The following is a 14,413-nucleotide window of genomic DNA, read 5'->3' on the forward strand; positions in this document are numbered from 1 at the left end:
CCCCTGGACAGACTGACGGAAACCTGGTCGTCGAGGAGGTTTTACCCATTTGGGTGAACCAGGAGTTGCTGCAGCAGCTGCATGACCTGGCCGGAGACGATCCGACGATTTCCTATCATGCCCAGACCGGCCGGGTTCGCTTCATGAGCGTGACCCCAGGGCACGCCATTCCCCCACTCGATCTGGGAGCAGCCCCCACCACGCCTGAACAAGCGGCGCGCTCGTTCTTGACCGTTTTTGGCGACCTGTTTGGCCTGACTGATCAATCACAAGACTTGAGCCTGTTACGCCTGACCCCAGATGAGGCTGGCTTTCAATTCGTGCATTTTCAGCAGGTATATCAAGGAGTGCCGGTTTTGGGCGGTGAGTTGATCGTCCAACTCACCGCCGATCTGCACACCGCAGCCGTGACCGGTGAGATCCTGCCTGTGCCTGCCCTGGCGATCACCCCGACCTTCGAACTCGATCTTGCGCAACAGCAAGCCCTGGAAGTGATTGCAAGAGCCTATGTTGTTCCAACAACAACATTGACCAGCACCACTCCGGCTCTATGGGTCTACAACCCCACCTTGCTTGGTCCAGGCAGCGGCTTCACATCCCTGGTCTGGCGCCTGGAGATTACAGCGCAGGAATTGGCGCCGATTCGAGAGCTGGTGTTGGTTGACGCACGCCGCGGCGGCGTCGTGCTGCATTTCAATCAGGTTGACGCCGCTCTCAATCGTCAGACCTACACGGCCAACAACGGTACGACCCTGCCCGGAACCCTGGTGTGCAATGAGTCGAACCCCACCTGCAGCGGTGGAGATGCCCATGCGGTTGCTGCACATCGCTATGCCGGCGATACCTACAATTTCTACTTCAACAACCACAACCGTGACAGCATGGATGGCGCCGGGATGACGCTCAAATCAACTGTACACTATAGATCTGGTTACCAAAACGCCTTCTGGAATGGCAGCCAAATGGTGTATGGCGATGGCTACGGCTTCCCGCTGGCCGATGACGTAGTGGCCCATGAACTAACGCATGGCGTCACCGAACATGAATCCGACCTTTTCTACTACTACCAATCTGGCGCGATCAATGAATCGTTCTCCGACCTCTGGGGTGAGTTCGTGGACCTGACCAACAACGCTGGCAATGATACACCCGCTGTGCGTTGGCTCTTGGGGGAGGACATTACAGGGTTGGGCGCGATCCGCAACATGCAGAACCCACCTGCTTATGGGGATCCCGATCGCATGCGCAGTCACTACTATGTTTTGAGCGATTCCGACAACGGCGGTGTCCATACCAACAGCGGCATCAATAACAAGGCGGCCTACCTGATGACGGACGGGGGAGGCTTCAATAGTTTCAGTGTGCGTGGGCTGGGCATTGTCAAGGTGGCTAAAATCTACTATGAAGTTCAAACCCACCTCCTGGTGTCCGGCGCTGACTATGCCGATTTGTACGATGCGCTTTACCAGGCGTGCAACAACCTGATAGGAACGGCTGGGATAACAGCCGGCGACTGCCAGCAGGTTCGCCTGGCAGCGAACGCCGTCGAGATGAACCTGCAGCCGCTGCCCAACTTCAATTCTGATGCGCCGTGGTGTGACGGAAGCCAACCGCACACGGTGCTCTTCGCAGACGACCTGGAAAACGGACCGAGCAACTGGCAGTTCGGCGCGCTCAGTGGCACGGGACGTTGGCGCTACGACTCATCCTACGGCGCCTATGCTCATTCTGGCGGTCATTTCCTCTATGCTGACGACTACCCAGCGGCTGTGTCTGACTCCTACGCAACGATGATTAACAGTGTGACGCTTCCGACTGGCGCTTACCTGCGCTTTGCCCACGCCTATGGATTGGATCACTACTACGACGGTGGTGTTATTGAGTACAGCACCGACAATGGATCATCCTGGTTGGATGCGGGCGGGTTGATAGACTACAACGGCTATAAAGGTACGCTGTCGTCATATTTTGGAAATCCGATCGGAGGACGGTCTGCGTTTACCGCGGACAGTCATGGATATATTACGAGTCGCCTGAATCTTGCCTCATTGGCCGGGCGCAATGTGCGTTTCCGCTGGCGCATGGGAACGGACCGCTATGATTATCATTGGGGCTGGTGGCTCGATGACGTCAATATCTATCAGTGCCAGCCGACAACGATCACACCCTCGCACACGCCAACCTACCCGCCAGAATATATTACTAGACTGTACTTGCATGAGAATTACACGCTGCAAACATCGCCGCAGGCAAACACCAGCGACATTCCAATTCGTCCGGCCTGGCCAACACGTGAGTGGACATACACGCTTATCGGAGATATCACGGAGCCAAACTTCTGGATGGATGTAACCGTCTATACCTTGTTTCCCAACCAGCTTCCGAGTTGTTACGATGCCGATTTGGTTCTGAACCACTCGGGCAGCGTCACCACCCTGGCGCACGTCGACCTGGGATGCACGTGGAGCTCGGGGCGCTACGTGGGTGAAGTCAGCAGTATTGATCCTAATGCCCAGGCCGGAGACAGGCTGACTTTCCGTCTAAGCTATACCGGCGGCGCTTACGGTGGCGCCTACATTGGTGGAGATATAAACGCGCACATCGAGATTCCGACCGGCATTCGGCCAACCAATACGCCAACTCCTGAGAATACCCCCACCCCCACAGATACACCGACGATTACCCCTACCCCCCCCCGCACACCAACGCCTACCGTCACACCCACCCGCACCCCTACCCCCACGCGCACGCCGACTTCGACGTACACGCCCACCCCGACCGTCACGCCCACCCGCACCCCGACCGGCGCTTGGCTGAGCTGGGAGTGGCCGGCGCAGGTGCTCCTGCTGCCACCTGGCGGTACAACGATTGGCGTGGCGTACGGTAATGTGACCTTACCCGCCGCGCTGACTGCCCAACTGAACGGGCCGGCGCGCTTTGCCAATGGCAGCACGAATCTGACCGTGAACCTGGGCGATCCTAGCGGCCGCGTGGACATCCGCCTCAAACAGGCGGCCGGCGCGACGCGCGGCACGCCCTTCACTCTCCAGTTGACCGTTGGCAGCCGGCAATTGCAGAAATCCGGCACGATCGCCTGGGGTCTCAACGTCCCCATTCCCATCTTCCTGACCCCAACCCCAACCCCGACACCAACACCAACCTGGACGCCGACATCAACCCCAACCCCGACACCGACCAAAACACCGACGCCGACCAAAACACCGACGCCGACGATCACGCCGACGATCACGCAAACCCCGACCCGGACGCCAACCCGGACGCCCACATCGCCACCCGTCACGGAACTGCTGGTCAACGGCGACTTCGAGCAGTACCACACCGACTGGACGGAGACCACGCAAGCGGGTGTGCCGGTGATTCAGCCGCCGCCCTCCGGCATCACCACGCACAGCGGCCGCTACCTGGCCTGGCTGGGCGGTTACCACAACGCCGATGACCAGTTGTTCCAGAATGTGACGATTCCAACGAACCTGTCCAGCGGCGTCTTGAGTTTCTGGTACTGGTCGCAGAGCAGCGAAACCGCAACCGGTCGCGACTACTTCACCCTGCAACTGCTCGATCCCAACACCGGGCATCACTACGTCGAGGCGTTCCTCATCGAAGCGGCGCCGCCCACCAATGGGTGGCGATTTGCCAGCTACGCCCTGACCGGCGAACAGATCAGCGCCATCCGCGGACGCACCGTGCGCGTGCGCTTCCGCGTGGTCACCAACGCGACGATCTTGACCAGTTTCTTCATTGACGATGTCAGTTTCCAGGTGGATGGATCGGTCACGCCAACCAACACCCCCACATCAACACCTACGGGACCGACGCCGACCCGCACGCCTACCCCGGTCGGACCGACGCCAACCCGCACGCCTACCCCAACCCCAACATCGTCATCCGGCAGTTGGACCAACCTGAACTACACCAGTTTCGAGAGCGGTTTCCCCGGCGCCTGGCAACTGAGCGGTAACCCCACCTGGGGCGCACGCAACTGTCGTCCCTATCAAGGCGCCAACAGCGGCTGGGCCATCGGCAGCTCTGCCTTAGCCTGTGGCAGCAACTATCCGAACAATGCCGAAGCCTGGATGATCTTTGGCCCCTTCAGTCTGACGGACGCCACAGCCGCCGAGCTGACATTCAAACTCTGGTTGTATGTTGAGAACAACTATGATGCGTTGTGCCGCCTGGCATCCATCAATGGTTCGCAGTTCTACGGCTCCTGCACGAGTGGTAATTCGGGAGGCTGGGTTGATCGTGTGTTGGATCTGTCGAATGTCTATACCTTGGGCGACTTGCGTGGACGACCCCAGGTTTGGATCGCCTTACTCTTTGATACGGACTCCTCGATCAACTACGCTGAGGGCGTACGTGGACAATGTACTGGTGCGCAAATGCACCGCCGCCACCTGCGCCGGCGTCAACCCTGACCCCGGCGCAGGCAACGTGCCGGAGCTGATCGAAATTTCGGCTGAGGCCACAATCGGCGAGGGCATCCGCCTCATCACGCCGAGAGAATTGCCACCCAAGAACTGATCCGTGAGGTGGTCACCGTGTGTGTTTAGGGTTCGTGAAAATATGACTTCTCGTGTCTCAGCGTTTTCTCGGCAAAATGCGGGAACTCATTCTCTTACGAACCCTTCGTGATTTGTTCTATCAAAAGGAGATTGCGATGAAAACCCATTCTGTGATTCTGACTGTTGTCCTTACGCTGGTGTTTGTACTCTCCCCCTATCCGCGGAATTTTGTCGCCCCAGGCGCCCCGCCGGTTGCCTGGGCTGACGATGGCACTGTCGAACCGGGCCTGCCTGTTCCGGAGGCTCCACCGCCCGATCGTCCGCAGTGGCCTGGGTATGTCCAGGCGCCTGCATCCCTCGATCCGCTGCTGGTCGAGCAACTGCAACGTCAAACCGACGGTACCATCCGGCTGGACATACACCCGCAAACCGGCTACTTGCGGTTTATCGGGACCGATCCCGCTCATTTTCTGACTGCCGCACCTGACGGCCAGGTCATCGTGGAGCCTGTGGCTGCCGCGCTCACCTTCCTGCAACAGTACGGCACGTTGTTTGGCCTGAGTGATCCGGCTCAAGAACTGCATGTCAGGCACGTGCGTACAAGCGAGACGGGCCGTTCCTTTGTACGCTTTCAGCAAGTTCATGCCGGCATTCCGATCCTGGCCGGAGAGATCATCGTCGAGTTGGACGCAGAGAGCCATGTCTACTCGGTCAGCGGCGAAATCCTGCCGGGACCGGCGGTGTCATTAGAACCTGCGATCAGTGCTGACGCGGCCCGCGCGAAGGCGTTCGGCATCCTGGGCAAGGAATATGGCTTGCCCACGGACACCTTCGTGACGATCACGCCAACGTTGTGGATTTACAATCCGATGCTCATGGCGCCCGGAAATGGTATGACATCTCTGGTCTGGCAATTGGAGGTGACAACTCACGACTTGGCGCCGATCCGAGAATTGGTGTTGGTGGATGCCCAGCGTGGAATCGTGCTGCTCCATTTCAACCAGGTGGACACCGCGCGCAACCGCCTGACTTACACGACCAATCACAGCTCGACGCTACCAGGAACCCTGGTGTGCAACGAGTCCAATCCTACGTGCAGCGGAGGCGATACGCATGCGGTGGGCGCTCATGTGTATGCCGGGCACACGTATGACTTCTATACAAGCTACCACGGTCGGGATAGCATCAATGGCGCCGGCATGTCGCTGATCTCCAGTGTCCATTATTGCCCGCCGACCGGCCAGGGCGCATGCCCATACAACAACGCGTTCTGGAATGGAAGCCAGATGGTGTATGGTGACGCCGTCGGTTATGCACTGGCCGACGACGTGGTTGCACACGAATTGACGCACGGTGTGACCCAGTATGAATCCGGCCTCTTTTACTACTACCAATCCGGCGCCATCAATGAGTCCTTCTCTGATCTGTGGGGCGAGTTCGTTGATCTTACCAATGGCGCCGGTAACGACACAGCGCCGGTGCGCTGGCTGTTGGGTGAAGATATTGGCGGCGGTGGCGCCATCCGCAATATGCAAAATCCCCCCGCCTTTCAAGACCCGGATAAGATGACCAGTGTCTATTACTATACCGGCACTGGTGATAACGGGGGCGTTCACTATAACAGCGGCGTCAACAATAAGGCCGTCTTTCTCATGACCGATGGAGGCTCATTCAATGGTCGAACCGTCACGGCTCTCGGCATCACCAAGGTGGCCAAAATCTACTACGATGTGCAGACTAACCGCTTGGCCTCCGGTGGTGACTATGGCGATCTGTACAACTTGCTGTACCAGGCCTGCCTTAGTCTGGTCGGGACAGCCGGCATTACACCGGCCGACTGCCAGGAAGTTCGTGATGCGACCGATGCCGTAGAAATGAACCTGGAGCCCGTGTCCGGCTACAATACCGACGCGGCCCTCTGCCCGCAAGCAGGCCAGGTACCCAATACCACTTACTTCGATGATTTCGAAGGCGCTCTCACGAACTGGATAACCAATAACGCAAGCATATGGACGGTTCCTGTCGGCAATGCTCATTCGCCGATTCACTCTGCGTGGGGATACGATCCGAATGTGATCCTGGATACGTACCTGGCGATGGCATCGGGCGTCTCGTTGCCTCCCAATGCGTATCTGCACTTTGCCCACGCCTACTTCTTCGAAGGAGCCAATTATGATGGCGGCGTCCTGGAATACAGCATTAACGGTGGTTCCACTTGGACCGATGCCGGTAGTTTCATTCAGGTAAACGGCTATGATGGAGCGATCGGCACGGGTTACGGCAATCCCCTGGGCGGGCGGCAGGCATTCCTTGCCGACAGCCATGGCTACATCTCCAGCCGGTTGACGTTGGCCTCGCTGGCCGGGCAAAGCATCCGTTTTCGTTGGCGTATCGGCAGCGATAATGCCTACGACGATTGGGGATGGTTCATTGACGATGTCCGCATCTACACCTGCGTCAATGCCACTCCATCCGCCACACCCACTCCCACTTCCACGCGTACCCCCACGATCTCGCCGACGCCAACCCGAACTCCTACGCGCACCCCCACGATCTCGCCGACGCCAACCCGAACTCCTACGCGCACCCCCACAGCAGGCATCACGCTCACCGCTACGCGCACACCAACCCGCACCCCGACGATTTTACCGACGCCCACCCGCACCGCGACAGCCGGTGTGCCGCCTACACGCACACCGAGGCCCACCAAGACCCCCACGCCGACAGCCACGCGGGTATCCAGCGTCACCCCCACGCGCACCCCCACCCGTACCGCGACGGCCGGTGTGCCGCCTACACGCACACCCAAGCCCACCAAAACCCCCACGCCGACAGCCACGCGAGTATCCAGCGTCACCCCCACCCGCACCCCCACCCGCACCCCGACGGCCGGTGTACCGCCGACACGCACACCCAGGCCCACCAAGACCCCCACCCCGACGGTTACGCATGTTGTGAGTTCGACGCCAACACGAACACCAGGGCCTTCTGCCACACGCACACCAACCAAAACGCCAACGCGCACTCCCACAACGCCGCCCACTGCTACGCGCACGCCCACGCGTACCCCAACGCGCACGCCAACCGCGCCTCCGACGGCGACGCCAACGCGCACTCCCACAACGCCGCCCACCGCTACGCGCACGCCCACGCGTACCCCAACGCGCACGCCAACCGCGCCTCCGACGGCGACGCCGACGCCCACGCCGCTTGCCGGTCCGAATCCGGGTTTCTGGCGCAATAGCGCGTGGACCACCGAATTCTATGTCACCAGCGATCGGGCCTATGTGGATGATTTTGCCGTGTATATCAGCGTACCAGGCTGTGGCAATTATCAGATCAAGCACTTGCCCCTGGAGCCGATTACCGGCAACGCGTTTTCCTTCACCGGCACCTTTTACGCTAACGGCACCTTCAGCAACTCGACCACATGCAGTGGCACGACCGGCCTGACGAACTTCTACATCCCCGGCTGTGGTTATATCAATGGTGGACCGTGGTCGTATCAGGCAGCCTGGCAGCACGCGGCGCAGCCGGCAGTGCTGGACAATCGGAATCTGGACACCGTCGTGGCTGGCCCGCCGCCCGGTGAAGCCTGGGTCATCGAAAGACCGCCTCAGTAGAGTTTTTCTCGCTCAGCACAACCTTTGTGCGAGCCTGTGCATTCGATCAGGCGCCGCGTGCCCCGGCGCCTGTGATGCTTGTAGATTGACACTCAAGGAGGTGTCTTATGTCACGCACAAGACGTTGGTCGTTGGGTCGCCTGGCGTTGATCGTGGTGCTCCTGTCGAGCGTGGGGTTCTCGGTCAATGCCGCCGACCGCAGTCTTACCAAAGATGTTCAAGAAACCGAAGCGGCCGCCATGGCCGCGCCTGTCAGTGAGTCGCCGGACTGGCAGGCTGAGATGCCGGTGTTGACCAAAGAGCAGGAAGAGGCCTTGGTCGCCTGGGCCGGGAATTCCCATCTGCCCGGCCCGGCGATTGAGTCAAAGGATGAAGGTCTTGAGATTGCTGCGCCAGTCGCGGGCAGCGAATCGAACCCGGCGTCGGCAGACAAGATGGATGTGCCTGGGCCATTGGCGCCCGGTGATGCGCAAATCTACCGCAATGTGACCTTCGGCAGCGGCTTTCCCAGCGGCACGCGCTCGAATATCATGGAGAGCAGCGTGGCCGAAAATGGCAAGAACGTCTTCTACACCGGCAACTGGTTTGCTGCGCGCTCCATCAATGGCGGGCAGGGCTGGACCTATATCAACCCCGCGGCCACCATGAGCGAGTTCTGCTGCGATCAGGTCACGCTGCACGATGAAAGCCGCAACATGCTGCTTTGGTATCGGCAAGGTAGCCGGAACAGCAGCGGAGTCAATCGCCTTCGTTTGAGTGTCTCCACGGATGGGGGCGGGAGTTTCTGCGCCTATGATGTCTACCCGACCGGCGTCAATAGTGGGTGGACGAATCAGTGGTGGGATTATCCGCACCTGCAATTGGGCGCCGACTATCTGTACATTGCCACCAATATGTTCGATAATGCTTCCTCTCCCCAATGGACGCGTACCGTGATGTTGCGTTTTCCGCTCGACAATCTGCGCGCCTGCAGTGGTTTTAGCTTCAACTATCTTGCCACCACCAGTTGGTTCACCTGGGTGCCTGTGCAGGGCGCGGATCATGTCATGTACTTCGCCTCGAATTGGCCGACTTCCGCACCTTACAACCGCATCAGCGTGTGGCGATGGTACGAAGATCAGATATCCACCACCAGCACTGTGTACACGGCGCCGAGTTGGAGCCGCACTGGACGCAACCAGGCCGTCTGCGGCAGCACCAACGCCAATTGGGCGGCGCGCACAGACGATCGTTTGTTGACCGGCGCCCGCTACATGCTTCACAACTCCAATTACAAGGAGCCGGGCCGCATGGTGTTGGGTTGGTGGTGGAACGTCAAACAGGGCAGCGGCTTTGGTCAGCCCTACATCAACGGATTCACCATCTACGAGAACAACCTGACGCCGCTGAGCGGCGCCCAGGGCCGACCCTATCTGTGGAATCCCGACATCTGTTTTCTGTATCCCAGCGCGGCCGCCAACAAACGCGGCGACCTGGCCCTGGTCTTCGATGCCAGCACCGGTTCCAACATGAACCCCAGTGTGGCTTACGCCATTGCCGACGATTTCACGGCTGTGCCGCCGGGATTCACCTACTACATCGCTCAAACCAGCAACGCCCGACCTTCTGACAACGTGTGGGGCGATTACAACACCGTGCGCGCCTTCTTGCCCACACAAGACACCTGGGTAGGCGCAGGGCACACGATTCAGAGCGGCAGCAACTGCTCCTACTGCGCACTGCCGGTCCTGTTCAACTTCGGCCGTGCGCGTGATTTTCAGAGCTGGAACGGCTGGCAAGATGCCGCGCCGCCGGGGTGGACGACCATTGTGGATACCAGTTTCGAAGGCGGCTTCCCCGGCTCCTGGAGCGTGTTCGACGGATTGAGCGGATATGGCGAGTACTACTGGGCCAAGCGCGGCTGCCGGGCCTATGCTGGAAGTTACAGCGGATGGGCCATTGGCGGCGGCGCCAATGGCGCGGCCTTGAGTTGTGGCAGCTACTACGCCAACTACACTCGTTCATGGATGACGTATGGCCCGTTCAGCCTGGTTGGCGCCACGGCGGCCGACATGAGTTTCAAACTGTGGCTGAACTCCGAGAGCTGCTGCGATTACGTGTGCCGTTACGCTTCGGTAGATGGCAGCAACTGGTACGGCAACTGCACCAGTGGATACTCCAACGGCTGGATTGACCGCGTGTTGGATCTTACCAACGTCTACACCATCGGCGACCTGCGTGGCCGGCCGCAAGTGTGGGTTGCTGTGCAGTTCTACACCGATTACTCGATCACCTATTCTGAAGGCGCGTACCTGGACAATCTGCTGGTGCGCAAATGCACCTCAGGCTCCTGCCCCGCCCAGACGATGGAGGAGATCGGCCCCGACGCGCGGCTGATTGACATACCGTTCGCGCTGACCGCGGACGATCCGGACCGGGCGCCAACCTACGAAGGACGACCGCCCAAGGCCGCGAACAACTGAGATCGCATCACACAAACACGGACGTCACGAGTCTTCAAGACTTGTGACGTCCATCGCTTGCCGCGGATAGAACGGGGAGAGGTGTCAACGCAGTCATCAGACGCCCCGTGGCGCAATGATGATCCCACCAGGCAAAACAACCTTCAGCCTGCGCCATACAACGTCTTGACCGTGGCGTAGACCCAGCCCATCTCCTTGCGCGGGTAGTGCGGCGCGAGGTGGCGCATGAGGGCCGGCAAGTCATGCGGGTTCAGGCCGGAGCTGTCCACCAGGCTGCGCAGCCAGGCCTGACGCTGGATCTCGATCACGAAGTCCAGGTAGGTGCGGTTGATCATTTCGATCTCGGCGGCCACCTGCTGAGGATCGTAATCGCCCTCCAGGGCTGCCTGCAGATCTTCCACGCCGCCGGCGGCGAAGTCGTAGCCATTTTCCAGCAGCTTGAGCAGCGCCTGGCGCACGATCTCTTTGCTGATGCGCTGACCGGCCTGCCAGTGAATCTCTTCGATCGAGGGCGGTTTGCATTTCCAGTAGGTGGCCGTTTCGACCGTCGAAAGCACCAGGATCGCGCCCTCCTGCACGAACACATCCTGGCCCGCGGCTTGATTCTCGGTCTCCAGCCGCGCCTGCCAGCGGCGGTACGCGACTGCCAGCCCGGCCGGATCGGGCGCGGCCGCCTCCAGCGTGGGCGCCAGGGCCAGCCCGTAGCGCTGCGCGATGTCGGCCAGGCGCTGATGGCTGACCGGCTTGCGGTGGCGGATGGCGGTGTGCAGCGTTAGCGCCAGCGGCTGCTCGTAGCGCACCAGGTGCGGGTTGCGATAGCCCCACAGTTCGAAGACCAGCACGACATGCTGTTCACGCACCGCGGCTTCCACCGGGCCGCGGTTGGGCAGGACATCGGCGAGCAGCCCAAGCCAATCGCCCCAGCGGCTGGGCATCAACATCGGCAGCAAGCGCGTGCGGGCGACGACTTCGAGCACCTGACCCTGGGCATCGGTCAGCGGGTAGAAGATGATGGCGGTGCCGTCCAGCTTGACCGTGAAGCGCGCATCCACGATGTTGATCGGTACGGGGATGCTGACCTGCAGGCGCCCCTCACGATCTTGAATGTACGGATAGTGGATTTTGGGCATGGCCGGGATGAACTCCAGGCGCTCCTGACCGCCCAACCGGGTGACGGCCAGCATGCCCAGTTTGTCGCTCTCCTGGCGACAGAGGTAGCCGGCGAACGGAATGCCGCCAGGCGAGGTCGCGTCGAAGGGCTGCCAGTGTTTGGCGCTGACCTCGGTGATGGCGATGATCTGATCCAGCAGGGTGGTGTTCATGGTAACCCCTCATCTCACGCAGAAGCGGCCGCGGCCGGGGCGGCCGCTGAACTGGCCGTCGGCGATGATGACTTCGCCGCGGCTGAGGGTGGTCACGGGGTAGCCGGTAACTTGCACGCCCTCGTACTGGCTGTAGGGAATGGCCGAGTGCAGACCGGCCGCGCTGAGCGTCACCGGCCGCGTGGGGTCAAAGAGGACGATGTCGGCGTCCGCGCCGGGAAGGATCTCGCCTTTGCCGGGCAGGCCGAAGATGCGCGCGGGCGCGGTGCAGCACAGTTCGACCCAGCGCGAACGGCTGAGCAGGCCGCGGCGCACGCCAAAGGTGTGCAGCAGCGCCAGCCGCGTTTCGATGCCGGAGATGCCGCCGGCCGTGCGGGTGAAATCGGTCGCGCCGGCCTGTTTCTGCTCGTCCGGGTGCGGGCAGTGATCGGTGGAGATGACGTCCAGGTCGCCGCCGGCCACGGCCCGCCACAGCGCCTGCTGTTCATCCAGCCCGCGAATGGGCGGCTGGCACAAGAAGCGCAGCGCCTCCGGCAGGGGGCGCAGATAGGCGGAATCGTCCAGGACCAGGTAGTGGGGGCAGGTTTCACCGTAGGCCACCTGCCCCTGCGCCCGCGCCAGGGCCAGGGCGTGACTGGCCTCCGCGCAGGAGATGTGAAAGATGAGGACGCGCGCGCCGGTCAGCCGCGCCAGGGCCAGCACACGCTGCACCGCTTCGCCTTCGGTGATGGCGGGCCGGCTGTGGGGATGCCAGCGGGGCTCCACCTGCCCCGCCGCCACGAAGCGCCGCGTCAGGGTTTGGATCACCGGCCAGTTTTCGGCATGAACCACCGCCAGCCCATCCACCGCGGCCACGGCTTCCAGCGCCTGCAGCAGCGCATCGTCGGGCAGGTAGTAGCCGGGATAGGCGGTGTAGAGCTTGAAGGAGTAGCAGCCAGCCCGGCGCACCAGCGGCGCCTCGTCGCGCCACGCCGGACGCGTGGCAATCATGGGGCCGGTCAGGGTCATGTGCAGGCCGTAGTCAATCACCGCGCGGCCGTCGGCCTCGCCGCGGCGCTCGGCCAGCGCCTCCGGCAGCGGTTGATCGGGCCGGGGATCAACGAAATCTACGATGCTGGTGACGCCGCCAAACGCGGCCGCCACCGTGCCCTGGTAGAAATCGTCGGCGGTGCGGCCATAGGCGGTGCGCAGGTTCAAATGCACGTGTCCATCCACCGCGCCGGGTAAGACGAGCAGCCCGTCTGCGTCGAGGGTGCGCCGGCCATGCAGCCCGCGCCCGATCGCTGCAATTTTCTCGCCGTCAATCGCCACATCGGCGGTCAGCTCGTGCGTGGCCGTGATGACGCGGCCGCCGCGAATCACCAGGTCGTAGGTCATTGTGCTCACCTCGTCGTTCGGATTACAGCCGGCGCAAGAGCGATTGAAATCGCGCCTGATGGGCGCGCCGCCGGGCGCCCGCCTGCGTGCTGTTTTCTATTGACGCAATGGTCGGGCTAGTTTCAAGCGTTCGTACAGATCTGGTGATTTGGGGCCGACATATTCGATTTCTACTATGTGTTCCTCATCAAACACGCGCCACACCAGACGAAAATCCGATCCAAGCCACATTCGAAGGTAATCGGTATGCCCGGTTAGTTCCTTGCTTCGGAGCGGCCTCGGATTATCGCTGAGGCCGGCAATCCTCTGCTTCGCCAGGGCCTTGACGTGACCTGGAAGCTCGATGAGTTGGCGTCGAACCTCCCTGGAAAACGCAATCCGGTAGGCCATTACAGATCCTTGATTGCTTCAAGAAAATCGGCGCCTGTTTCGTAGACTTCCAGGGCTTCGTCTGGATGAAGTCGTTTGTATTCCTGATTCGCTTCGACAGCGGCCCATAGCGCGGGTTCTTCCGCCAGATCATGGCTGGTCACGTTGATCTTGTAGTCGAGAAACTCGATGTATCGCAGCACATCGGCCACATAGAGCGGCGGAAGCTTACGCAGAGCGGCGACGATAGCCTGCTCGGCGGGGGTGGTGATCGCTGCGGTGTTCGTGCTTGCATAGTTTATGCCTGCCATGGTTTCGCCTCGCATATCAGTATGGGGGTAGCAACGGGTGGGGAAACGATTTCCAGCGGTATTCTATACTGCAAGCGAGGATAGACTTCGCTTTTCCGCCTACGGAAACAGGCGCAATTCGTGCCCGCTTGCAGTATAGCATTGCGCGCAACGCATGGCAAGCAAGACGATTGAAATCGCGCCTGATGGGCGTACCGCCGGGCGCCCACCTGCGTGGGCGCGATGTTGGTGACATGGCGGCGGCACGCGCTTTCGCCCCGAATTCATTCGGCGGCCGCCGTCGCCTCCACCCGCACGCTCTCCCACCCCACAAGCCCCGCCAGCGTGGCCTGCAGCGCGTGGTTGCAGGTGACGGGATCATTGGGAAAATCGAGCATCAACCGCCGCGCGCTCTGGGTCAGGTAGACCACGAAGCGGTCGCGGCTC

Annotated in this window: 7 protein-coding genes; 3 read left to right on the forward strand and 4 right to left on the reverse strand. The window is 61.0% G+C overall.

Annotated features, from left to right (window positions below; genetic code table 11):
- Positions 1-53: 53 nt before the first annotated feature.
- The 3 genes from IPM84_20815 (at position 54) to IPM84_20825 (ending at position 10,608) form a co-directional block, all read left to right on the forward strand.
- On the forward strand, positions 54-4,436 hold the full coding sequence (locus IPM84_20815) for a M4 family metallopeptidase (protein ID MBK9095152.1): 4,383 nt from the start codon (positions 54-56) through the stop codon (positions 4,434-4,436).
- A gap of 242 nt (positions 4,437-4,678) precedes the next feature.
- A complete protein-coding gene (locus IPM84_20820) occupies positions 4,679-8,146 on the forward strand; it encodes a M4 family metallopeptidase (GenBank protein MBK9095153.1) in 3,468 nt (1,155 codons plus the stop codon).
- Between the two features lie 107 nt (positions 8,147-8,253).
- Positions 8,254-10,608 (forward strand): hypothetical protein, encoded by a 2,355-nt coding sequence (locus IPM84_20825; GenBank protein MBK9095154.1) that lies wholly within the window; start codon positions 8,254-8,256, stop codon positions 10,606-10,608.
- Between the two features lie 143 nt (positions 10,609-10,751).
- Here IPM84_20825 and IPM84_20830 read toward each other — a convergent pair whose 3' ends face one another.
- The 4 genes from IPM84_20830 to IPM84_20845 form a co-directional block, all read right to left on the reverse strand.
- Entirely contained in the window at positions 10,752-11,930 is a 1,179-nt protein-coding gene (locus IPM84_20830; GenBank protein ID MBK9095155.1) for a hypothetical protein, read from the reverse strand.
- 9 nt (positions 11,931-11,939) lie between these two features.
- Entirely contained in the window at positions 11,940-13,307 is a 1,368-nt protein-coding gene (gene hydA, locus IPM84_20835; GenBank protein ID MBK9095156.1) for a dihydropyrimidinase, read from the reverse strand.
- A 389-nt stretch (positions 13,308-13,696) separates the two neighbouring features.
- The gene (locus IPM84_20840) at positions 13,697-13,987 is read right to left on the reverse strand and encodes a hypothetical protein (GenBank protein MBK9095157.1); all 291 of its coding nucleotides are present in this window, start codon (positions 13,985-13,987) and stop codon (positions 13,697-13,699) included.
- 263 nt (positions 13,988-14,250) lie between these two features.
- Entirely contained in the window at positions 14,251-14,397 is a 147-nt protein-coding gene (locus IPM84_20845; protein ID MBK9095158.1) for a hypothetical protein, read from the reverse strand.
- Between the last annotated feature and the right edge of the window lie 16 nt (positions 14,398-14,413).

Source organism: Candidatus Amarolinea dominans, assembly GCA_016719785.1.
GTDB classification, from domain to species: domain Bacteria; phylum Chloroflexota; class Anaerolineae; order SSC4; family Amarolineaceae; genus Amarolinea; species Amarolinea dominans.

Excerpts from the sequence above, each read along its gene's own strand:
- IPM84_20820 (MBK9095153.1), top strand. The coding sequence starts at position 4,679 with ATGAAAACCCATTCTGTGATTCTGACTGTTGTCCTTACGCTGGTGTTT.
- IPM84_20840 (MBK9095157.1), bottom strand. The coding sequence starts at position 13,987 with ATGGCAGGCATAAACTATGCAAGCACGAACACCGCAGCGATCACCACC.
- IPM84_20830 (MBK9095155.1), bottom strand. The coding sequence starts at position 11,930 with ATGAACACCACCCTGCTGGATCAGATCATCGCCATCACCGAGGTCAGC.
- IPM84_20825 (MBK9095154.1), top strand. The coding sequence starts at position 8,254 with ATGTCACGCACAAGACGTTGGTCGTTGGGTCGCCTGGCGTTGATCGTG.
- hydA (MBK9095156.1), bottom strand. The coding sequence starts at position 13,307 with ATGACCTACGACCTGGTGATTCGCGGCGGCCGCGTCATCACGGCCACG.